This window comes from Haemophilus parahaemolyticus (assembly GCF_002015035.1).
In the GTDB taxonomy this organism is placed as follows: Bacteria; Pseudomonadota; Gammaproteobacteria; order Enterobacterales; family Pasteurellaceae; genus Haemophilus_A; species Haemophilus_A parahaemolyticus.
On the sequence record NZ_MUXY01000001.1, the window covers coordinates 114,873 to 136,219 of the forward strand.

A 21,347-nucleotide genomic window follows, 5' to 3' on the forward strand; every position below is an offset into this window, starting at 1 on the left:
GTAAACTTACCAACAATTTTTAGTCGGGGTGCCGAAAGGCTGAGATGATACCCGTGAACCTGAAACAGTTAGCACTGACGTAGGAAACTAATATGTCAAAAAATCCATTCTCTTTTCATCCTATTTTTCATCATTTCGTCTTGCTCGCCCGTTCTCTTTGATTGTTGAGGTGAACGATGGTGCGTATTCAAGATTTGAGTCTTGCCTTTAATGAACAAACGTTATTTGAGCATCTTAATTTAACCCTGTTGCCAAACGAATGGGTAAGCTTGTTGGGCAGTTCAGGCGTGGGAAAATCGACACTTTTGCGACTACTAGCGGGCATTGAAACACAAGGTGTGGTGCAGGGGAAAATCCTATTTGAACCGAAAATTCGTATTGCGTGGTTGCCTCAAAAAGAGACACTTTATCCGTGGCTATCAATTGTCGATAACGTGCAGTTGCAAGCGGTCTTATTTGGGCGAAAATCTGCAAAAACCACTGAAAAAGCTACAATGTTGCTTGAAAAAGTGGGAATGGCAGCACATTGGCACAAGCCTTGTTCGCAGCTTTCGGGCGGGCAAAAACAGCGGGTTGCCTTGGCACGCACCTTAATGCAAGAGGCGGATTTGATTTTGCTTGATGAGCCTTTTTCCGCTCTTGATGCCATCAGTCGCCATCAACTTCAAGATTTAGCCTTTGAACTGCTCGAAGATAAATCAGTGCTGCTCGTGACCCACGATCCGCAAGAGGCATTACGGCTAAGTCAGCGTATTTTTGTGTTGCGTTCGCCTGAATCTCATCAAACAGCATTATCGGAGGTAATTTTGCCAGAAGGTAACGCCCCGCGTGAGTTGCATCAAGCCAATTTATGGGCGTTGCAGCAACAATTATTGCGGGAATTAGGGGGCGAATAATGAAAATTCGCCTACTTAAACCGCTTTTAATTGTTGGCGTGTTGTTGATGATCTGGCAAATGGTCGCAACCTTGGGCAGCTTCCCACACTACATTTTTCCCTCACCACAAGCTGTCGGGCAGCAGTTATTCACACACGCTGAACTGCTTTGGCAGCATACGCAAGTCACGTTGTTAGAAATCTGCTTAGGGCTGTTGTTAGGCTTTCTATTTGGGTTGATTTCGGCGTTGTTGCTCTCATTTTTTCGTCAAATTTCTGCCGTGTTATTGCCGATTTTGGTCATTTCGCAAGCGATTCCCGTGTTTGCTATTGCGCCGTTGTTGGTGTTGTGGTTTGGCTATGGAATGGCATCCAAAATTGTGATGTCAGTGCTGATTATCTACTTCCCCGTCACGGCAGCTTGTTATGATGGACTACGCAACACCCCACAAGCGTGGCTCGATTTGGCGAAAACCTTTAACATTTCCCCCTTGCGTTTATTGCTTAAAGTGCGATTACCTGCGGCTTTGCCTGCTTTTGCTTCGGGCTTGCGAATTGCCGTTTCGGTCGCCCCGATTGGTGCGGTGGTAGGTGAATGGGTAGGTTCATCTGAAGGCTTGGGGTATTTGATGATTCACGCCAATGCCAGAATGCAAGTCGATTTAATGTTTGCCGCCTTACTGATTTTAGTGTCAATTTCACTCTGTTTATATTTCAGCATTGATTGGCTATTACACCGTTTTATTTGGTCTGTTTAACTTTTCATTAAAGGAGAAAAAATGAAGACAATCATCCGTTATTTCAGCTTTGTAATGGGGCTAATGCTCACGCTTCCTAGCTTTGCAAAAGAGAAAATCAGCGTAATGCTAGATTGGTATGTAAACCCCGATCATGCAGCCATCATTGTGGCTCAACAAAAAGGCTTTTTTGAGAAAAATAACCTTGAGGTTGAAATTATCGAACCTGCTGATCCTGCATTACCGCCGAAATTAGCGGCGGCAGGAAAAGTTGATTTAGCCGTGAGTTATCAGCCTCAGCTTTATCAACAAGTGGCAGAAGGCTTGCCTTTAGTGCGGGTGGGTTCACTGATTTCAAATCCATTAAATAGCGTAGTGGTACTAAAAAAGAGCAATTTGAAAAGCCTTGCTGATTTAAAAGGTAAAAAAGTGGGGTATTCTGTCAGCGGTTTTGAAGATGGATTACTTGATACAATGCTTCATTCTATTGGTTTAAGCAATAAAGATGTGGAATTAGTGAATGTAAATTGGTCGCTTTCGCCCTCTCTTTTAACTGGACAAGTGGATGCTGTGATTGGTGCATTTCGTAATTTTGAACTCAATCAGCTTGCTTTAGAAAAGCAAGAAGGTATCGCATTCTTCCCTGAACAATATGGCGTGCCTGCTTATGATGAGTTGATTTTAGTTGCTAATAAAAACAGCGTAACAGATAAAAAAACATCGGCATTTTTGACCGCACTTGAACAAGCCACCGACTATCTACAAGCTCACCCTAATGAAGCGTGGCAAGCCTTTGTCAGCTATAAACCGAACGAACTCAACACGCCATTAAACCAACTGGCGTGGAAAGACACGCTCCCTTTCTTAGCCAATAAACCTCGCCAATTAGACGCTAAACGTTATCAACAAATGGCAGAATTTATGCAACAAAAAGGCTTAATTCCAAAAGCCTTAGCGTTGAAAGAATATGCGGTAGAAATTGAATAAGGAAAAAAGATGATTGAACAACTCATTCAACAAGCTCAGCCTTATTGGCAACAATATATTGAACACGAATTTGTGCAACAGCTCGCAAAAGGTACGCTACCAAAAGCTTGTTTTCAGCATTATTTGAAGCAGGATTATCTCTATCTTTTTCATTACAGCCGAGCCTTTGCCTTAGGTGTATTCAAGGCAAAAAATTTCGCTGAAATGGAAACACCTCGTAAAACCTTAGAGATTCTTTGCCAAGAAATTCAACTACATTTAAATTATTGCCGTGAGTGGGGAATTAGTGAGCAAGAGATTTTTGCTACTCAAGAAAGTGCCGCTTGCATTGCTTATACTCGCTATTTGCTTGATTGTGGCATGACGGGCAGTTTGGCTGAGCTTTATGCAGCTGTAACCCCTTGTGCTTTGGGTTACGCTCAAGTTGCTCGTTACATTACTCAGCATTATCCTCGCTTACCGAACAACCCTTATCAAACGTGGATTGATACCTATGCGAGTGAGGAATTTCAACAAGCCGCCCAAGAAACCGTTGATTTTCTTACCGCACTTTGCAAACCACTAAACCCAAGCCAACTTGCCGAGATTCAACAGATTTTCACCACTGCAACTAGAATGGAAATTGCGTTTTGGCAAATGGGGTTGGATTTGGCTTAGGTACATTTTGCTAGGATCAGCAAAATAGCGATCCGAAAAAAAGCAGTTATTCATCAAAATAAAGATAACAGAGTAGAACCTTAGTCAAGCGGTCAAATTTCTCTCACCATTTGCAACACGTGAGAATAATCTGACCGCTTGTTTTTTCCTTCTGATTACCTTTCTTTTAGTTCAATTTTTAACCTTTCGCGAGGCAGTATACTGCCTGTTAGTATCTCTTTACAGAGATACTAACAAAACATATTGCTAAACAATAAACATGTTTAGAGAGATGAATGATTGGTTAATAAATGGACAATTTCTATGCGATTCACAAAAACACTTCTTACCACCGCACTTTTCGGTGCTTCTGTATTTTCTTTTCAATCCACCGCTTGGGCGGATACGCCAGAACAGCAATTCCAACAAGGTTTTGAAGCTACAAAAGGGGCGATTATCAAACTGCCTTTAAACTTTGGTTACCTTTGGCTGAGCAGGGGGATGCAGATGCTCAATTTAATTTGGGCAATATGTATGATAACGGACAAGGCATCAAACAAGATTATTTTGAAGCGGTGAAATGGTATCGTCAAGCGGCGGAGCAGGGGAATGCAAAGGCTCAATTTAATTTGGGCAATATGTATGATAACGGAAAAGGCGTCAAACAAGATTATTTTGAAGCGGTGAAATGGTATCGCAAAGTAGCGGAGCAGGGGAATGCAAATGCTCAAGTTCTATTAGGATTCTTATATATTTTGGGAAAAGGTGTTCAACGAAATAAAGCTTTAGCCAAAGAATGGTTTGGCAAGGCTTGTGATAATGGCGATCAAGAAGGTTGCGAATATTATGGTAAGTTAAATAGAGGGGAACTCTAATGCCAACTTTACAATGCGAATTTTGGAATGTAGGGCAAGGGTTATTTTCAAGTGGGCGTATTCAAATGGGAGACGCCCCAGCCTTTTATTGGGTTTATTGCTAGCAAGTTCCCCATCATGGTTCAAAGCATAATTGGCAGCCAGGATTAGCAAGCATATTTTCGCCTTGTCTTAGTGTGTTTTTGATTAGCCAAAACAGCCCGATCTTCAAGAAAAAATTGAAGCAATTAAAGAAGAGTTGGTATTAAGTAAAGATCCGAAAGTGTTAATCAAGCTAGGCGAGTTGGAAAAAGATAAAGCTAAAGCGAAAACATATTTTGGTGATGCCTGCGATTTACGCAGCCAAGAAGGGTGTGATAAATATCGAGAGTTAAACGAAAAAGAACAAGAGAAATAATTGCCCATGATCTGCCCCCAAAAAGTTGGACAGTTAGTTAACTTAAATATTGAGCTCGGTATTGCACTGGGTTCAATCCTTTGAAACCAAGTTTAATTCGTTTTTGGTTGTAATACACTAAATATTCTTCAATTTCAGCCTGTAATTCAGCAATTGAATGATAAGTCCGTGAGTAAAAACACTCTGATTTTAATATCGCAAAAAAGCTCTCAATCACCGCATTATCGTAGCAATTTCCTCGGCGGCTCATACTTTGCACCGCTTTACCCTCCAACATTTTCCCCCATTCCGCCGTGCCATACAATACGCCTTGGTCGCTATGAATAATCGGGCATTCTGTCGGTTTAAGCCGACTAAGCCCTTGTGCTAACATCTTTTTCACCAATGAAAATTTGGGGCGTGTTGAAAAGTTATAGGCAATAATTTCTCGGTTAGCTAAGTCCATCAACGGTGAAAAATAAAGCTTTTCTTGCCCGACATGAAATTCCGTCACATCCGTTACCCATTTTTGATTGAGTGCCGTTGCGGTAAAATCACGATTCAGTAAATTTGGGGCAATATGCGATGTTTTTCCACGTTTTCCATGTCTTTTTTGGCGTAAAATGGAATGAATACCTAACTCGTTCATCAGCTTTAACACCGTTTTATGATTCAAATTAAAACCTATTTGGCGTAATTTACACGTCATGGGGCGATAACCATCTCGTTTTCTGTTCTTTTTATACAGCGATAAGATAGCCTCTTTTACCTTGTGATAATCTCGCTTAATCTCTTTATAGTAAAAGCTTGAGCGAGGCATTTTAGCCACAAGAAGTAAATCATTTAACGCGTGGTTTGGCTTCAATCTTTCAATGATTTTTCTTTTTTCTGTCGTTGTTTTTGACGGTCGAGCGCCTCCAACTCCTTTAGGTAAGCAATCTCCGCACGAGCCAAGGCGAGCTCTCGCTGCAGCTTTTTAAACGCTTTAGGTGAAAAGTCTGTGGTTTCTGGAATTTCAATATCTTTCTTTTTCATCTTTGGCTTCACTATTTTCGGTGTTTGAAGGTTTGTATAAGGCGATTTTACGCCATCAAGCCCTCTTTCTCGAAATGCTTTTAGCCAATAAATGACGAGAGCGTGGGAAATTTGATGAAGTTTAGCCACCTCACGGATACCATAATCCTGTTCGATGACGAGTTTGATAATTTTCAAACGAAATTGATAAGAGTAGGACATAATCTGCACCTCAAATTAGGTGTTCAGGTTTTTTTTGGGGGGGCAGATCAAAAAGAGGTGCACCGCTTAATTCGCTCCAGCGTTTTTGTTGTTCTGTTATTTCACGAATCGAAGAAGGCACAATCGCATCAAGTTGCTTTTGGATTTTTAAATGCGGTTCTAAGTGTTTTAGCGTGTTTTCTAACCTTGTTGCGATGTTGTTTTCTGTAATTTCTGAAAAGGTTATTACTCATTTTTTTACCTTATAGAAAAATTTATAGTCTCCACTTAATCGCCACTAGAAAAACAAAAACGCCTTGCATTTTACTGCAAGACGTTGATTTTAAAAGACTTTTAAAGTGTTTAATTTTACTTTAGATATTAGCCTTTATAATTGTAAACGTGAGCTACTAAGTCTAATACTTTGTTTGAGTAACCAGTTTCGTTATCGTACCAAGATACTAATTTAACGAAAGTATCTGTTAATGCGATACCTGCAGCCGCATCAAATACAGAAGTTTCCACAGCACCGTTGAAATCTGTTGATACTACAGCATCTTCTGTGTAACCTAAAACGCCTTTCATTTCATTTTCTGAGGCACGTTTAATTTCTGCACAGATTTCAGCGTAAGTTGCTGGTTTTTCTAAGTTTACAGTTAAGTCAACAACAGAAACGTTTGCTGTAGGAACACGGAATGCCATACCAGTTAATTTACCGTTTAATGCTGGTAATACTTTACCTACTGCTTTCGCTGCACCTGTTGATGAAGGAATGATGTTTTGTGAAGCTCCACGACCACCACGCCAGTCTTTTGCTGAAGGACCATCTACAGTTTTTTGAGTTGCTGTAGTTGCGTGAACGGTTGTCATTAAACCTTCTTTAATACCGAATTTAGCGTGGATTACTTTAGCTAATGGTGCTAAGCAGTTTGTTGTACATGAAGCGTTAGAAACGATGTCTTGACCCGCATATTCGTTGAAGTTTACACCGTTAACGAACATAGGTGTAGCATCTTTAGATGGACCAGTTAATACAACTTTTTTCGCACCTGCTGTGATGTGTTTACGAGCAGTTTCATCCGTTAAGAATAAACCTGTTGCTTCAACTGCAATATCAACACCGATTTCGTCCCATTTTAAGTTAGCTGGATCACGCTCAGAAGTTACACGGATTGTTTTGCCGTTTACAACTAATTGACCATCTTTAACTTCAACAGTACCGTTGAAACGACCGTGAGTTGAATCGTATTTTAACATGTAAGCCATGTAATCAACGTCGATTAAGTCGTTGATACCTACAACTTCGATATCATCACGAAGTTGAGCTGCACGGAATACGATACGACCGATACGACCGAAGCCGTTAATACCAATTTTAATTGCCATAAGATTTTACACCTATATTAAAGTTAAACAAATTTGTTCTCTCACCTCAAAGAGGTATCAAGACAGTTGGATTATAACACACCATCTCGTTGTTTTGACAACAAAAAAGAATGGTTCTCAATATATCAGATTATTTTTATATGATCTATGTCAAAATTTTCAGATTTCTCACACTTTTTAGATAAAAAATTGTAGAATCTGAAATAAGTTTTTGAGGAGATAACCAATGATTAAAGATATAGACGAGCTTTCTGATGAGCAAATAGATGTATTGATTAATGCGGGTACAGAGTTACCTTTTACAGGAAAATTTTTAAATGAGGATCGGATAGGAACATATCGTTGTGTAAGATGCCATAATGCCCTTTTCCGTTCCGATACTAAATTTGATGCTGGTTGTGGTTGGCCAAGTTTTTATGAAGCAATATCAGATAATGCTCTGCGTTATTTAGACGATTACAGCCTGGGTCGTCATCGTACAGAAATTCGTTGTGGTACGTGCGATTCGCATTTAGGACACGTATTTCATGATGGTCCAGAACCAACAGGCTTACGTTTTTGCTTAAATTCTGTTGCTCTCAATTTCAAATGGGATGAAACAGGAGAGGACGTTGACGGTTGATCATTTTTCCAAAATGAATTATCCAAAGCCTATAGGTCGATTCCTTTTCAACTTAGACGCGGGGAATGCCCCCGCTTTTTAGTAATTTTATGGAGATTGTTTCTATCTTTTACCTGGTTTCATACAGCAAACATAATAGATCACTGACGCCAAGACGACACAAAGTGCCATTGCATAAAGCATTGGTTTTGAACTGGTAACCGCAATTTGTGAAAGCAATGCACCAACAAGAGAGCCAATACCAAATCGCATCGTACCAGCAACCGCATTTGCCGTGCCTGCCATTTGCGGAAATTTATCTAACACCGCTGCCGTTGCATTACTGCCGACGGTTGAAAGCATCCCGACATAGAACGGCACAGCTACCACCATTAACCAGAAATTCAATTCAAAGGTTGCCACAATCGCCAACCAAATACCTGCTGTTAACATGGTGATTAAACCAATTCGGAGCATGGTTTCAGAGCCAAGTTTAGTGACTAACTTACCGTTAATTGCCGTCATGGAAATCATCACCACCATATTGAGCATAAAGAAGTAGCCAAAGTGCTCTTGCGAAACACCGTAGATTCCAATGTAAACCAACGAGCCAGAAGTTAAGAAACAAAACATCCCAGCAAAAGTAAGCCCGCCTACAATCACATAACCCAAAGTTGGTTTATGCGAAAGCAGTTTTGCATAGTTGATGAGAACCTGTTTAAAATTTATTGGTTGGCGTTTTTCAGGCACTAACGTTTCTGGGATTTTCCACGCCACCAACACTACACAAGCAATCCCCATTGCAACCAGCGTATAGAAAATAGAGTGCCAATGCAGATATTTAGCAATATAACCGCCCAATACAGGGGCAACGAGCGGGGCAAGCAAGGTAATAATCATAATTACAGACATCATTTGTGCAAAGCGGTTACGCTCAAACAAATCTCGAACCAACGCCCCAAGTACCACAGCAGGTGCAGCTCCAAACAAGCCTTGGGTTAAACGTAAAAAATAGAAGGTATTAATATCTTCTACTTGCGTTAAAAAATAGGCAGCTAATGCTGCACCTGCCAAACCAATCAAAATAATCGGTTTACGCCCAAGGCTATCGGCAACAGGCCCCCAGAAAAGCTGACCGACTGCAAAGCCAAAGGTAAAGACCGCTAAGGTGGTTTGCACCTTTTCTTGGGAAACAGCTAAATCTCTCGCAATATCTAAAAATGACGGTAAATACATATCAATGGCAAGCGGTGGAAGCATTGCCATCATTCCTAAAATAATAAAAAAACACGGATGCGGTTTTTTCTCACTCATTAAAAACTCCCAATTTCTTCGTCTGTAAGCGGGCGGAATTCACCTTCTTCTAATGTTTCATCTAAAACCACATCGCCAATTCGCCAACGGTGCAAGGCTTCTACCTTATTGCCCAAGGCGGCAAACATTCGTTTTACTTGATGGTAACGCCCTTCGCTGATGGTTAAGTTTACGTTATAGTCATCAATAATTTCCAATTGAGCAGGCAAGCACGGTTCTTTCTCGCCACGTAATAAAATTCCCTCTGCTAATTTTTCAGCATAAAAATCTTCAACAGGATCAGCCAATGTGACCAAATAGGTTTTCTCACAATGATGCTTCGGAGAAGTAGCACGGTGCGACCATTTACCATCATCGGTTAAAAGCACCAAACCTGTAGTATCAACATCCAAACGCCCAGCAGTGTGTAGTTTCGTCATCAACGGATAATCAAAAAATTGATAAACGGTTGGATATTCACCATCATCATTCGAACAAATATAGCCCTGTGGTTTGTAGAGCATAAAATATTGCCCTTCTTCCATCCACTCAAGTGGCTCACCCTCGTAGCAAATCTGATCTTGTTTGGTAATTTTAACCGAACCACTTTTCACAATTTCATCATTCACAGTCACTAAACCGTTTTTCAACACCTTCGCCGCCTGTGAGCGGGTTAAGCCTGTGTTTTCCGCAATAAATTTATCTAAACGCATTCTGTTCTCTTATTTTTATTTCAATTGAATTTATTATACGCCTTAATCTTCACTTTCTAAAATTAAACGCAAAAATTCGCTGTTTTCATCTATTAAAGGCAAATCTGATCCTTGCCATTGTCGTAACAATTGCCACTGCATCAAATGTAACGTATCCAACCCTGCCACCATGTCAGGCGTATATTGTTTAGCAATACGAGCCAACTTCGTTAAGCCCAAACTGCTTTCAATGCTGGAGCTAATTACCACACTTATCCCTTGTGAATGGGCTTGTTGAATGAGTGAAACGCATTTTTCAAGCGAACCCGTTAATGTTGGTTTAATCACTATAGCGGTCAAATTAGGTTCGTCTTTTACTAAAAAATGAGGTTCACGTACACTTTCATCCCATGCAATATGGATGCCCGTCATCTCTGCAAATTGGCGGGAAAGGGCGGGTGTTTGGCAAGGTTCTTCAATAAATTGAATGCGAGATCGCAGTGGCTTTGCAATTTTCTCGGCAAATTTTACCGCTTGTTCGAGCGAGAAAGCACGATTTGCATCTAATCTGAGTTGTAAATCAGGGAACTGCATAAGCAACAAATTGGCAAGCTCTCCCTCTTTCTCCGCATTAAACCCGATTTTGATTTTGCCTAAATGAGCCTGACAAGCGGTTAATTTTGCTGAAAATTTTGCAACATCACCATCGCATAAAATCGCAGAGCGAAAATCGCCTTCGGGCTGTAATGTTCCGTTTAATTCTGCCAATGCACAGCTGATGCCAAAGGCAACAGAAGGGGCGAAGTTATCCATCAAGTCAGTTGGATTTTCAAACCATTGGCGAACTTGGGCTTCACATTCTGACAAGGTTTCACGGCTAAAAGTCGGTAGTGGGGCGATTTCTCCCCAGCCGATTTTGCCATTTTTCTCTAGGCGAATAATCAAGCCTTGCCGCTCGGTTAAAGGCTGTTTGCGAAGCACGACACCAGTGCGACAAGGGATGGTGTAGTGATAGAGTTTTATTTTCATTTGATAAACTTGTGAATATCTACTATTTACAGAGAAATGAGTGTAATTTACCCATTCTGCAACGTATCAAAAATCACTTCCGCCAAGGCTTTGGAAATCCCTGGTACAGATTCTATTTCTTCCAACGTTGCCGATTTCACACCTTGTATGCCGCCTAAATATTTTAACAACGCTTGGCGGCGTTTGGCTCCAACGCCCACAATGGCTTCTAATCCGCTTTCGGTAAAGGCTTTTTGGCGTTTTTTGCGGTGTCCTGTAATGGCGTGGTTGTGCGATTCATCGCGAATGTGCTGAATTAAATGCAATGCGGGGCTGTCGGGCGGGAGATGAATTTCCTTATCCCACTTACTAATCAACAAGGTTTCCAAACCCGCTTTACGTTCAACACCTTTTGCCACACCAATTAAAAGCGGTTTTGATTTATCCCACGACACCTTCAAATTGGCAAAAGTTTCCAATGCACGGTTTAGTTGCCCTTTGCCACCATCAATAAAAATAATATCTGGGATTTTCTCTGGCTCAAGTGGCTTATCATAACGTTTCAGCAAGGCTTGTTCCATTGCAGCGTAATCGTCTCCGCCTGTGATACCTTCAATATTAAAGCGACGGTAATCGGATTTAAGTGGCCCATTTTCATCAAACACTACGCAAGAGGCAACAGTTTGATTGCCCATTGTATGGCTAATATCAAAGCACTCCATTCTTGCAATTTTCGGCAAAGAAAGCACCGCTTGTAAGGCTTCGTAGCGGGTTTTAATGTGAGCATCTTGTTGTAATTGCAGTGTCAGTGCCGCTTGGGCGTTGGTTTTTGCCAAGGCAAGATAACGACTTTTTTCACCACGCACATTTGCCGCAATGCTCACTTTATGCCCTGCTTGCTCAGACAGCACTTCTTCCAATGCTTTCGCTTCACTTACTTTATGATCAATAATAATCTGGTTCGGAATGGTGCGATGCTGGTTCATCTGCAAATAAAATTGCCCGATAAAGGTATCACTCAGCTCTTCAAATTCGGTATGGCTTGGCACTTTCGGGAAGTAACTTCGATTTCCTAAAATCTTACCCTGACGCACAAATAAAATATGCACGCAAGCAATGCCGTGCTGATAAGCGATGGAGATAATATCCAAATCGTCTAAACGTTCGTTAGACACAAATTGTTTCTCCGTGACCGCTCGCACCTGTTGGATTTGATCGCGAAAACGTGCTGCCACTTCAAAATCCAGATCTTCCGCAGCCTTTTCCATTTTGCCGATTAAATGTTCAACCACTTGGCTATCTTTGCCCTGTAAAAACAAACGAACAAGCTGCACCTGTTGATCGTATTCCTGCTGCGAATAATACCCTTCCACGCACGGAGCAAGACAACGCCCAATTTGATATTGTAAGCAAGGGCGGAAGCGGTTTTTGTAGAAATTATCTTCACATTGTCGAATCGGGAAAATTTTTTGCAGTAAATTCAACGTTTCTCGCACTGCACCTGCATTCGGATAAGGGCCGAAATATTCGCCTGCAATTTTTTTACTGCCACGGAAACTCGCTAATCTCGGATGCTTATGTTTGGTAAGCAAAATATAAGGGTAAGATTTATCATCGCGGAGCAATACATTGTAGCGAGGCTGATTTTCCTTGATGTAATTATGTTCCAGCAACAGGGCTTCTGTTTCAGAATGGGTAATGGTGGTTTCAATATGGGCAATTTGTGAAACTAATGCTTCCGTTTTTCGGCTGGCGAGGTTGGTGCGAAAATAGCTCGACAAACGTTTTTTCAAATCTTTCGCCTTGCCCACATAGATAATTGTTCCTTTGCTATCATACATCCGATAGACCCCAGGCAGATGTGGCACATTAGCTAAAAACGCTTTGGCATCAAATTCGCTCATTTTCTCCTCATTTTGCAATTGAAAGATCGTTAAAAGCGGTCATTTTAGCGGGATTTTTGGCGATATAAAATAGCTCCGATATGTTCTGCCCCAAAAAGTTAGACTTGGCAGCGATTCCGCTATGATTAAATTAGCTGATCCAACGTTCTAATGTTGTTTCGGCAAGTTGAAAATATTTACGGGTAAGTGAACGATTTTTACCATTTTGAAGATAAAATTCGATGAATTGTTGTTTGAAAAGTGTGTTATATGTAGTCATAAAAAATCTGCACCTTAGTCAGTTGGTTATTTAATCCAACTTTTGGGGTGCAGATCATTTCTAATTGAGGGTCCTGTTAGATTTTAATAATCTAAAGATTACCAGTATACACGTAAACCTGTGCCGATTGATTTCTCAACCACTTTATTTTTAGGACTATAAACACCTTGAGCATTTGCATCCAATGATTTAGTGCGAGAATATGCACCTTCTACGAATGCCACTACTTGTTTGTGGAATTTGTAGTCAACACCAAGTAAGAAACCATGTTTTTTAGCTTTAGAAGTATTTACATCATTCTTTTTAGTTGCTGAACGCTGATAGAAGTAGTTACCATATACTTTAGAAGCTGGAACAACTTGATACTCAAAACCTGGTGCTACATAGAATTTATTAGTTTTTGCTGCAGTCGCTTCATTTTTCTCATGAGCATAACCAAAGTCACTGATTAAAGTTAAATCACCTAATTGGTAACTTGCAGAAGCTAAGTAACCATCTCTACGAAGGGTTTTCACTGAACCTGTTTCATAGTTAGAATGACCGTAAGCAAAACGAACATCGAAGTTATCTTGTGCAAATAAAGCCCCTGCTGCATAAGCATTTTTAAGAGCAGCTGGTTTTACTGGACGTTGTTTTTCAGTTTCATTTTGACCAAAGTTGTAGTTTGCACTTAATGTTAACCCTTCCACTCCCTTATAGTCATAACGCACTACACCTGTGCCTGAGCTAGGAATATAGCCACTTGTTGAAACAAGTCCAAAATCATAGTCATTTGTTTGGATTAAATCATCTGCAATGGTTGTACGGCGACCGAAAGTCAATTCACCGTATTGTTTGCTACCTAAACCTGCAAAAGCTCGATGTGCATAAACATTCCCAAACTCATCACGAGAAGTACCTGGAAGGAAACGTAACTCTAAACCAGCTAATCCGTAGAAATCTTGTGCTAAGGTGTGTTTTACTTTTACACGAAAACGTGAACCATCATTTTTTAATGCTGATTCTGACGTTTTCTCTACCTTATTACTTTTTAAATCTGTTGTTGTTTCTTTAGTTTTACCCAAAGCCAAACGTAATGAACCATCAAAATCTACTTTTGTACCATTTGCATCTAATACGGTTACTGCGTGAGCAGAAGAAGCTGCAAATGCTGCCACTGTTAATGCAACTAATGTTTTTTTCATAATGACCACCTATCTTATAAGGTTTGTTTTAATAATACGTCCTTTATGACTAAAGAACCATTCTAAAAACGGCAAACATTTCAAACCGATATACGGGAAATGTTTGTGCAAACGCATAATGGCAAAAAGTGGACAGACTGTCAATAGTTCAATAATGATTCCAAAATAAACTTTTACCCTTTAAAATCAATAATTTACAAAAAAATGGAGTTTTTATTGAACCTTTTTTACATTCTACTCCAGAATAAAACAAACACCTAACCAATTGATAAATAAAGCATTTTTAATTAATTTTAAAATTAAAATAAAGTTCAATGAAAAATAAAAAATATTTTGTGAACTACTTCACATTTTTGGCATTTAGTTGAGTTCATTGGCTATTTCTGGAGGATTGAATCCAAAAGAAAGCAAGTTATAATAGCCAAAATTCTTTTTTTACGCTTTCTTATGCAATCATTTATTGAAAAATTTGAGCAAAATATTCATCCATTTATACCGTTTAAAAACGAACAAGCGGTTATTTCAGAGCATTTTTTTACGAAATCAGAGGCTTCTGTTGCCTTTTTTATTGGAGAAATCCGCCAAACTGCTCAGCGATTACAGCAACAAACCGAAGTGGCTTATGCGGAAATTTATGCCAAAAAACTGCTAGATCAAATTGATGCTCTGCAAAAAGCGATCCAAAAAATTCGAAAAACAAAAAAAGTTGAACGTTTTATCTCTCCCTATCGCCCGCCCCGTAATGTGCATTCTCTCCCTAAAGAAAAAAGATTAGTAGAATACCGCAAAGCGTTACGAGCTTTAAATGAGAAAATTTGTTGGCTTACTGAAAAACAATATCAAGCGGAAAATCGGGCAAATAAAGAAGAAGTTATACTCTATCAGCAACAAATTCAAGAGACGGAATTTCGCAAGATAAAGTGTTTAACTGCCATTGAGCAACTCGCGGAAGAATAGAAAAATGCGGCATTATGTTACAGTTGCACAAGATACCAGAAAAACGAAAATCTGCTATACTCAAAACAGACACTAAACTAAGGATTTATTATGTTAACCAATATTGAACTTGAACAGATTTTAGATACAAAATTGAATGCAAAGCAAATTTCTGACTATGCACCAAACGGTTTGCAAGTTGAAGGGCGTAAGCAGATTCAGAAAATCGTCACAGGCGTAACCGCCACACTTCCATTGATTGAAAAAGCAATTGAATTAAATGCCGATGCTATTTTAGTTCATCACGGCTATTTTTGGAAAAGCGAAACACCTTGTATTCGTGGTATGAAAGGCAAACGTATTAAACAGCTGCTTGTAAACGACATCAATCTATTTAGTTATCACCTCCCACTTGATATTCATCCAGAACTTGGTAATAACGCTCAATTAGCTAATCATCTTGGTGTGCGTAATTTAATGGGATTAGAAGATAAACCTAATTCGATTCCTGTTTATGGCGAGCTTGAGACACCAATTTCTGCTCAAGAAATGGCAAAACGTATTGAAAAGACATTAAATCGTCAGCCTATCTTATGTGATGAATTTATTGCAGATTATCCGCATAAATTGATTAAAACTGTGGCAATTTGCACAGGTGGGGGGCAAGGCTACATTGATCTTGCAGCAAACAAAGGCATTGATGCTTTTATTACAGGGGAAATCTCGGAACAAACCACACACTCCGCTCGTGAACAAGGCATTTATTTCTTTGCCGCAGGGCACCACGCAACCGAACGTGATGGCGTAAAAGCACTTGGTGAGTGGTTAGCAAAAACCTATCAACTTGATGTTACTTTTGTGGATATTGATAATCCAGCTTAATGCCAAATATAAGGCGGATTTAAATCCGCCTTTGATACTTCGAGGCAGAGATAAACGCCCCATTCACAAGAGCATCAAGATAATGGTTTACTGGTGCAACTGCGACATCATTCTGCTTCTTTCTCTTTTTAAATCTTACCCGCCTTCAAGCTCGCAAAATACGCTTTTGTTTCACCAATAATCACTTTACGCAATGCAATCAATGCGATTAAGTTTGGAAATGCCATTAAACCATTTACAATGTCGGCAATCGTCCAGATAGTTTGCAATTCCAAGAATGGTGCAGAAGCAATTAACACCACAAATAACAAGCGGTAGAATTTAATCCCTTTAGTGCGACCTTTCGTTAAGTAAACAAAACAACGCTCGCCGTAATAACACCAACCTAAAATAGTCGTGAATGCGAAGAACACTAAACCGATAGTCACAATAAATGAACCAACGTTGCTCTCTAACCCTTGATTAAAGGCAAGATTGGTCAGCTCTGCACCTTGTACACCTTGTGTCCAAGCCCCTGTAATCACAATCACAAGTCCTGTCATCGTACAGACAAGAATCGTGTCCAAGAACGTGCCTGTCATTGAAATTAAGCCTTGACGCACAGGTTCTTTAGTTTGAGCCGCAGCTGCTGCAATGGGAGCAGAACCTAAACCCGACTCATTCGAGAAAATACCACGAGCAACACCCAATTGGATGGCTTGCATTACGGTAAAGCCAAATGCTCCTCCTAACGCGGCTTCTGGATTAAATGCCGCATAAACAATCAATTTAATCGCTTCTGGAATTTTCTCTGCATTAAGCACTAACACACTCGCAGCGGCAATCACATAAGCAATCGCCATAAATGGCACCACGACGCTTGCGATTTTTGAGATACGTTTAACGCCGCCAAAAACAATAGCAATAACAATTAACGTAAGCACAACGGCGGTAAGTACAACAGGAATATCAAAAGTGGATTGTAATGCGTGAGTAATTCCGTTCACTTGTGGGAATGTTCCGATGCCAAGCAAAGCCACTAAAACACCAAAGAAGGCGAATGCTTTAGCAAGCCATTTCCACTTTTTACCCATCCCCATTTCGATGTAATACATCGGTCCACCAGCAACGAAACCAGAGCGATCACGTCCGCGGAATTTGATAGCGAGCAAGCCTTCAGCATATTTGGTTGCCATACCGAATAATGCAATCAGCCACATCCAAAAGAGTGCACCAGGCCCGCCCGAATGAATTGCTGTTGCTACACCCACAATGTTACCCGTACCAATAGTTGCCGCTAATGCGGTAGACAGTGCGGCAAATGCGGAAATATCGCCTGTTTGTCCTTGCCCTTTTTCAGGCTTAAACATATAGACGAACGCACGGAAAAGTTGCGTGATTTGAATACCCTTAAGGCTAAGCGTGAAATAAACACCTACACCAGAGAGCAAAATCAATAACGGTGCTCCCCAGATAAAACTGCTAATTTGGTTAAGAATAGTGTCAATTGACATTTGATGTTCCTCGTAAATTTTACTTACAAGGAAAGAAAAGCGAAAGCAAGCGGTCGTTTTTTGCAAAAAATGGCAAAATGCTACCGCTTGTTTATGGAATAACTTTTCTCCCCTGTCCTTTTGCCTGAGCGTTTCACACTTAACGGGCGTTAAGCATTTTCGCCTTCGGCGTCCATTTTCTGCATTGCAGATTGGATCTCTCCAAGGGTTCGTCCAGTAACAGTCCTCGCACAATGTGCACCTGAAAGATTTTACCTCGTCGGTGAAATGTTAATTCATTTCTCTCCAGCTACCTTCATCCGAACAGTTCTTTATGAAAAAGAATGCCAGAATTCTAGCAATTCAATTTTTTCAGTCAAGTAAATAATTTAATATTATGTCTAATTAAATATGAGATTAATTCACTTCTGCCAAATCTCCCCTACCCCTCTTTGCTAAAGAGGGGATTTTCTCTCTGGGAATTTCAATATTCTCTTTCCAAACCACTAAAATATGTATGAGCCAATTATTCTATTTTTATAAAAAATCCCCCTCTTTAGCAAAGAGGGGTAGGGGAGATTTGGCAGTTTTAATTAGCGAAGAAATTACATTGATAGTAAATCGGTTATCCAACCCAAACAAATTTAATCAAAAACAAGATCGATACTACTGCAACAGAAGGGTTGATCTCTTTAAATCTGCCTGTACAAGCCTTCATTACGCAATAGCTGATAAATCCGAAAGCAATGCCTTCCGTAATTGAGTAAGTAAATGGCATCATCGCAGTAGTGATGAATGCAGGGGTGGCTTCGGTTAAGTCATCCCATTTCACTTCAATCAGGCTTGAAGCCATTAAAATGCCCACAAACACCAATGCTCCAGCGGTTGCATAAGCAGGCACAACACTTGCCAGTGGAGAGAAGAAAATGGTCAGCAAGAAGAGCACGCCAATCACAACCGCCGTTAAGCCTGTTCGACCACCAACTGATACGCCTGAACCGCTTTCAATGTAAGTACTAACCGCCGATGTGCCCATTAACGAGCCTGCCATTGCTGCAGTGCTATCTACAAAAAGTGCTTGTTTCATCCGAGGAAAACGCCCTTGTTTATCAGCAAAGCCTGCTTTGGTCGTTACTGCAATTAGCGTGCCTGAGCTATCAAAAAGGTTAACAAGTAAAAATGAGAAAATGATACCAAATAAACCTAAATCAAACGCACCAGCAACATCCACTTGCCCAACAACAGAATCTAAACTTGGTGGCATAGAAACAATACCGTGGAAAGCTACTGCAGGATCGAAAATCAAGGCAAGCCCTGTGATGAGTGCGATGGAAATTAATACGCCTGAATGAATGCCTTTGGCGGATAAAATCACAATCACAAAGAAACCGAGCACACCTAACAAGACTTTTGGATCGTGCAAATCGCCCAAAGCAACTAAGGTATCAGCATTCGGCACAACAATGCCCATATTTTTAAAGCCGATTAAAGCAATAAACAAGCCGATACCCGCACCAATCCCAACACGCAAACCGTGCGGAATTGATGCCATAAACCAGTAGCGAATTTTAAGCAAGGTAAGCAAGAATAAGCCGACCGAGCCTAAGAAAATTGCCCCCATCCCGACTTGCCACGAGTAACCCAATTTTTGCACGACAACAAACGCAAAAAAGGCATTCAAGCCCATCGCGGGTGCAAGTGCGATTGGAAGATTACTGAATAATCCCATGGCAATCGTACCGAACGCTGCAATTAAACAGGTGGTTACGAATACCACTTGCGTATCCATTCCTGTAATGCCTAAGATCGATGGGTTCACAAACACGATATAAACCATCGTGAAGAAAGTGGTAATCCCCGCAATCACTTCAGTTTTAGCATTACTGCCTTTCTCTTTTAATGCGAATAATTTTTCTAGCATTCTCTTTGCCTCAATTAGTAATCTAACACCAATGCCAATAATTCAACCGCTAAAAATGCAAGGCTAAATTTTTGTTCATCGGCAACAGACCAGAATTGCAAAGCATTTTCCTCTTTTGCAAGTAACTGGCTGATTTGCAATGCATTTTGCTCTTCATTTTCACCATTTTTCACCGGCGTTTGTACTTCATTTTCGCTGAAATGAATCCAAGCATTGTTTTCCCAATCGGCACTTAATGCTTCCACATCTAATTCATATTCAGACTGGACGGAAACCATTTGTGATACGCCATAGAACACAGGCACTTGTACTGAGTGGAAAGTCACGAAAGCGGTTAAATTTGGCAAAACTTTTGCGAGTTGCAATTCAAACACACGAGAGAATGGCAGTTGTTTTTCTTTGCCTTGTACATTTGCAGGCACAACATCAAAGGCAATGCGTTCTGCATTTTCATCAAACGGGATACCGTTTAATAAACGTGCGGTTTGCCCTGCTAATTCTTTCACTTTTTCTTCACCAAAATAGGCTGATGGCAGAAGTGAAGTCACGAAAATCTGGCTAAGTTGTTGATCTAAAATCGGTTGTAATGCAAGCACTAATTGCGAAATTTGCGGATTAGCCAATGCCACAATGTTGTGTTCACGAAGGTTAATGAGGGCTTCATTATTCACATTTGGCACAATCACTGGCACATTACCAATCAGCGAGGTAATGCCAAACAGATCGAGAATAATACAGCCCGCTTGAGCGGCTTTTGCTAAGGTTTCTGCTTGAGCCATTGGGGCAGCAAATAACACATGGGTAAATTGCGACCAATCAAGATTATCTAATTCAAATTGCTCAACGGCTTTCGTGCCGAAACGGAGGTTTTGCTCTTCGCCAAAAGGTTCGATTTCAACCGCAGAAACTTTATCAAAGGTCAAATTACTGTTTTCTAATGCTTCAAGTAATTTTTCAGCTAGGGTAAAATCAGCGGCAATGGCGAGATAAATTTGAGACATTTTATCTTCCTTATTTGCATTTAAAGTGTATAAAGCATGATTATAACCTAATTTCAAGGAGCGAGTGATGACACCAGCGGTAAATCTTTTGAAAAAACAGAAAATTGCTTTCCAACTACACCCATACGAACACGATCCGAATAACACGAATTTTGGGCAAGAAGCGGTCGAAAAATTAGGCATTGATGCAAATCAGACGTTTAAAACGTTGTTAGTGGCAGAAAATGGCGATCAGAAGAAACTTGCTGTGATGGTTGTGCCCGTTTCAAGCACGTTAAATTTGAAAAAAGCGGCTCACGCCTTAGGCGTAAAAAAAGTAGAAATGGCAGATAAAGAAATCGCACAAAAAATAACAGGCTATCTGCTTGGGGGTATTAGTCCACTTGGGCAGAAAAAACGTTTACCTACGGTGATCGATGAATCGGCAACGCTGTTTGCAACAATGTTTGTTTCAGGCGGAAAACGTGGTTTAGACGTAGAACTCGCCCCACAAGATTTAGCGAAAGTGTTGGATGCGAAGTTTATGGAGATTAGAGATTAAACGAAAATGTTGGAGGCGGAAAAATCAGTCATCATTCCACCTCTCTTCTTATTTTTGATTATTCAAAATCTCATTCATCAATTGAATATCAATGTGGCAATAGCCATTTGGATTTTTATCTAAATAATCTTGATGATACTCTTCCGCAGGGAAATAGTGCTCAAGCGGTTTATTTTCAACAGCAAGTGGCTGATTATATTGTGCTTGCAGTGAATTTAAAGCCTGAGTAACCACATCTTTATCGGCTAAATTGCTGTAATAAATGCCCGTGCGATATTGAATACCTTTATCTTCGCCTTGTTGATTGATACTGATTGGATCAATCACTTTAAAATAGTAATCTAGCAAAGTTTCAAGGCTAATTTTATTCGCATCATAAGTTACTTTTACCACTTCTGCATGTCCACTTCCTGAGCATACATCTTGATAGCTTGGATTTTCGGTGCTGCCATTGGCATAGCCTGATTGAGCATCAATCACACCGTTAATACGTTGCATAAAGGCTTCAGTTCCCCAAAAGCAGCCACCCGCTAAATAAATTTCACGAATATTTGACATAAATCCCT

General features: G+C 40.3%; 21 protein-coding genes, 2 pseudogenes and 2 riboswitches. Of the genes and pseudogenes, 10 read left to right on the plus strand and 13 right to left on the minus strand.

Annotation, left to right across the window (positions count from 1 at the left end):
* The first annotated feature begins 14 nt into the window (after positions 1–14).
* A riboswitch (TPP riboswitch) is annotated at positions 15–103 on the plus strand.
* A 73-nt stretch (positions 104–176) separates the two neighbouring features.
* The 6 genes and pseudogenes from B0185_RS00510 (at position 177) to B0185_RS10070 (ending at position 4,507) form a co-directional block, all read left to right on the plus strand.
* Complete coding sequence (locus B0185_RS00510) at positions 177–896, plus strand: ABC transporter ATP-binding protein (RefSeq protein WP_005656344.1); 720 nt, start codon at positions 177–179, stop codon at positions 894–896.
* Positions 896–1,633 (plus strand): ABC transporter permease, encoded by a 738-nt coding sequence (locus B0185_RS00515; protein ID WP_005656346.1) that lies wholly within the window; start codon positions 896–898, stop codon positions 1,631–1,633. Before B0185_RS00510 ends, B0185_RS00515 begins: the two co-directional genes overlap by 1 nt.
* A gap of 21 nt (positions 1,634–1,654) precedes the next feature.
* Positions 1,655–2,599 (plus strand): ABC transporter substrate-binding protein, encoded by a 945-nt coding sequence (locus B0185_RS00520; RefSeq protein ID WP_005656350.1) that lies wholly within the window; start codon positions 1,655–1,657, stop codon positions 2,597–2,599.
* Positions 2,600–2,608: 9 nt separating this feature from the next.
* Positions 2,609–3,256 (plus strand): thiaminase II, encoded by a 648-nt coding sequence (gene tenA / locus B0185_RS00525; RefSeq protein ID WP_005659923.1) that lies wholly within the window; start codon positions 2,609–2,611, stop codon positions 3,254–3,256.
* Positions 3,257–3,559: 303 nt separating this feature from the next.
* A pseudogene (locus tag B0185_RS00530) lies at positions 3,560–4,110 on the plus strand (tetratricopeptide repeat protein).
* A gap of 238 nt (positions 4,111–4,348) precedes the next feature.
* Positions 4,349–4,507 carry a hypothetical protein gene (locus tag B0185_RS10070; protein ID WP_005707003.1) on the plus strand — a complete coding sequence of 53 codons (159 nt, stop codon included), beginning with the start codon at positions 4,349–4,351 and terminating at the stop codon, positions 4,505–4,507.
* A gap of 37 nt (positions 4,508–4,544) precedes the next feature.
* On the opposite strand, the gene B0185_RS00535 is transcribed toward B0185_RS10070, so the two are convergent.
* The 3 genes from B0185_RS00535 to gap form a co-directional block, all read right to left on the minus strand.
* A complete protein-coding gene (locus B0185_RS00535) occupies positions 4,545–5,351 on the minus strand; it encodes an IS3 family transposase (RefSeq protein ID WP_158077816.1) in 807 nt (268 codons plus the stop codon).
* Positions 5,348–5,722 carry a transposase gene (locus B0185_RS00540; protein WP_005705882.1) on the minus strand — a complete coding sequence of 125 codons (375 nt, stop codon included), beginning with the start codon at positions 5,720–5,722 and terminating at the stop codon, positions 5,348–5,350. Before B0185_RS00540 ends, B0185_RS00535 begins: the two co-directional genes overlap by 4 nt.
* Before the next feature lie 360 nt (positions 5,723–6,082).
* Complete coding sequence (gene gap / locus B0185_RS00545) at positions 6,083–7,087, minus strand: type I glyceraldehyde-3-phosphate dehydrogenase (protein WP_005705874.1); 1,005 nt, start codon at positions 7,085–7,087, stop codon at positions 6,083–6,085.
* Positions 7,088–7,313: 226 nt separating this feature from the next.
* Between gap and msrB the strand changes: the two genes are divergently transcribed.
* Entirely contained in the window at positions 7,314–7,709 is a 396-nt protein-coding gene (msrB, locus tag B0185_RS00550; protein ID WP_005705885.1) for a peptide-methionine (R)-S-oxide reductase MsrB, read from the plus strand.
* Between the two features lie 102 nt (positions 7,710–7,811).
* Here msrB and B0185_RS00555 read toward each other — a convergent pair whose 3' ends face one another.
* The 6 genes and pseudogenes from B0185_RS00555 to B0185_RS00575 all read right to left on the minus strand — a co-directional run bounded on the left by B0185_RS00555 (position 7,812) and on the right by B0185_RS00575 (position 14,028).
* Complete coding sequence (locus B0185_RS00555; RefSeq protein WP_005705898.1) at positions 7,812–9,002, minus strand: Bcr/CflA family multidrug efflux MFS transporter; 1,191 nt, start codon at positions 9,000–9,002, stop codon at positions 7,812–7,814.
* Positions 9,002–9,694, minus strand: a complete 693-nt coding sequence (gene rsuA, locus B0185_RS00560) for a 16S rRNA pseudouridine(516) synthase RsuA (protein ID WP_005705878.1) — start codon at positions 9,692–9,694, stop codon at positions 9,002–9,004. Before rsuA ends, B0185_RS00555 begins: the two co-directional genes overlap by 1 nt.
* Before the next feature lie 42 nt (positions 9,695–9,736).
* Positions 9,737–10,702: an o-succinylbenzoate synthase gene (menC, locus tag B0185_RS00565; protein ID WP_005705913.1), complete on the minus strand. Its 966-nt coding sequence runs from the start codon at positions 10,700–10,702 to the stop codon at positions 9,737–9,739.
* Between the two features lie 47 nt (positions 10,703–10,749).
* On the minus strand, positions 10,750–12,585 hold the full coding sequence (gene uvrC / locus B0185_RS00570; RefSeq protein WP_005705901.1) for an excinuclease ABC subunit UvrC: 1,836 nt from the start codon (positions 12,583–12,585) through the stop codon (positions 10,750–10,752).
* Positions 12,586–12,718: 133 nt separating this feature from the next.
* Positions 12,719–12,844: pseudogene (locus tag B0185_RS10075) on the minus strand (IS3 family transposase); the annotation flags it as partial.
* Between the two features lie 98 nt (positions 12,845–12,942).
* On the minus strand, positions 12,943–14,028 hold the full coding sequence (locus B0185_RS00575; protein WP_005705870.1) for a porin: 1,086 nt from the start codon (positions 14,026–14,028) through the stop codon (positions 12,943–12,945).
* Between the two features lie 447 nt (positions 14,029–14,475).
* On the opposite strand from B0185_RS00575, the gene priC reads away from it, so the two are divergent.
* Positions 14,476–14,985: a primosomal replication protein PriC gene (gene priC, locus B0185_RS00580; protein ID WP_005705886.1), complete on the plus strand. Its 510-nt coding sequence runs from the start codon at positions 14,476–14,478 to the stop codon at positions 14,983–14,985.
* Between the two features lie 87 nt (positions 14,986–15,072).
* Positions 15,073–15,846 carry a Nif3-like dinuclear metal center hexameric protein gene (locus B0185_RS00585; RefSeq protein WP_269771020.1) on the plus strand — a complete coding sequence of 258 codons (774 nt, stop codon included), beginning with the start codon at positions 15,073–15,075 and terminating at the stop codon, positions 15,844–15,846.
* A 128-nt stretch (positions 15,847–15,974) separates the two neighbouring features.
* Here B0185_RS00585 and B0185_RS00590 read toward each other — a convergent pair whose 3' ends face one another.
* From B0185_RS00590 to B0185_RS00600, 3 genes are all read right to left on the minus strand, one after another.
* A complete protein-coding gene (locus tag B0185_RS00590; protein WP_005705920.1) occupies positions 15,975–17,339 on the minus strand; it encodes an alanine/glycine:cation symporter family protein in 1,365 nt (454 codons plus the stop codon).
* 102 nt (positions 17,340–17,441) lie between these two features.
* Positions 17,442–17,554, minus strand: a riboswitch (glycine riboswitch).
* A 389-nt stretch (positions 17,555–17,943) separates the two neighbouring features.
* Positions 17,944–19,239 (minus strand): NCS2 family permease, encoded by a 1,296-nt coding sequence (locus B0185_RS00595; protein ID WP_005705906.1) that lies wholly within the window; start codon positions 19,237–19,239, stop codon positions 17,944–17,946.
* Between the two features lie 14 nt (positions 19,240–19,253).
* Positions 19,254–20,240 (minus strand): oxidoreductase, encoded by a 987-nt coding sequence (locus tag B0185_RS00600; protein ID WP_005705869.1) that lies wholly within the window; start codon positions 20,238–20,240, stop codon positions 19,254–19,256.
* Between the two features lie 67 nt (positions 20,241–20,307).
* Here B0185_RS00600 and ybaK point away from each other — a divergent pair, with 67 nt between their 5' ends.
* Entirely contained in the window at positions 20,308–20,781 is a 474-nt protein-coding gene (gene ybaK, locus B0185_RS00605; RefSeq protein ID WP_005705897.1) for a Cys-tRNA(Pro)/Cys-tRNA(Cys) deacylase YbaK, read from the plus strand.
* A 48-nt stretch (positions 20,782–20,829) separates the two neighbouring features.
* Here the strand turns inward: ybaK and msrA are convergent, their stop codons facing one another.
* Positions 20,830–21,339 carry a peptide-methionine (S)-S-oxide reductase MsrA gene (msrA, locus tag B0185_RS00610; protein ID WP_005705873.1) on the minus strand — a complete coding sequence of 170 codons (510 nt, stop codon included), beginning with the start codon at positions 21,337–21,339 and terminating at the stop codon, positions 20,830–20,832.
* Between the last annotated feature and the right edge of the window lie 8 nt (positions 21,340–21,347).

Coding starts and splice junctions, on each gene's coding strand:
- B0185_RS00510 (WP_005656344.1), top strand. CDS start 177: ATGGTGCGTATTCAAGATTTGAGTCTTGCCTTTAATGAACAAACGTTA.
- B0185_RS00515 (WP_005656346.1), top strand. CDS start 896: ATGAAAATTCGCCTACTTAAACCGCTTTTAATTGTTGGCGTGTTGTTG.
- B0185_RS00520 (WP_005656350.1), top strand. CDS start 1,655: ATGAAGACAATCATCCGTTATTTCAGCTTTGTAATGGGGCTAATGCTC.
- tenA (WP_005659923.1), top strand. CDS start 2,609: ATGATTGAACAACTCATTCAACAAGCTCAGCCTTATTGGCAACAATAT.
- B0185_RS00540 (WP_005705882.1), bottom strand. CDS start 5,722: ATGTCCTACTCTTATCAATTTCGTTTGAAAATTATCAAACTCGTCATC.
- gap (WP_005705874.1), bottom strand. CDS start 7,087: ATGGCAATTAAAATTGGTATTAACGGCTTCGGTCGTATCGGTCGTATC.
- msrB (WP_005705885.1), top strand. CDS start 7,314: ATGATTAAAGATATAGACGAGCTTTCTGATGAGCAAATAGATGTATTG.
- B0185_RS00555 (WP_005705898.1), bottom strand. CDS start 9,002: ATGAGTGAGAAAAAACCGCATCCGTGTTTTTTTATTATTTTAGGAATG.
- rsuA (WP_005705878.1), bottom strand. CDS start 9,694: ATGCGTTTAGATAAATTTATTGCGGAAAACACAGGCTTAACCCGCTCA.
- menC (WP_005705913.1), bottom strand. CDS start 10,702: ATGAAAATAAAACTCTATCACTACACCATCCCTTGTCGCACTGGTGTC.
- uvrC (WP_005705901.1), bottom strand. CDS start 12,585: ATGAGCGAATTTGATGCCAAAGCGTTTTTAGCTAATGTGCCACATCTG.
- B0185_RS00575 (WP_005705870.1), bottom strand. CDS start 14,028: ATGAAAAAAACATTAGTTGCATTAACAGTGGCAGCATTTGCAGCTTCT.
- priC (WP_005705886.1), top strand. CDS start 14,476: ATGCAATCATTTATTGAAAAATTTGAGCAAAATATTCATCCATTTATA.
- B0185_RS00590 (WP_005705920.1), bottom strand. CDS start 17,339: ATGTCAATTGACACTATTCTTAACCAAATTAGCAGTTTTATCTGGGGA.
- B0185_RS00595 (WP_005705906.1), bottom strand. CDS start 19,239: ATGCTAGAAAAATTATTCGCATTAAAAGAGAAAGGCAGTAATGCTAAA.
- B0185_RS00600 (WP_005705869.1), bottom strand. CDS start 20,240: ATGTCTCAAATTTATCTCGCCATTGCCGCTGATTTTACCCTAGCTGAA.
- ybaK (WP_005705897.1), top strand. CDS start 20,308: ATGACACCAGCGGTAAATCTTTTGAAAAAACAGAAAATTGCTTTCCAA.
- msrA (WP_005705873.1), bottom strand. CDS start 21,339: ATGTCAAATATTCGTGAAATTTATTTAGCGGGTGGCTGCTTTTGGGGA.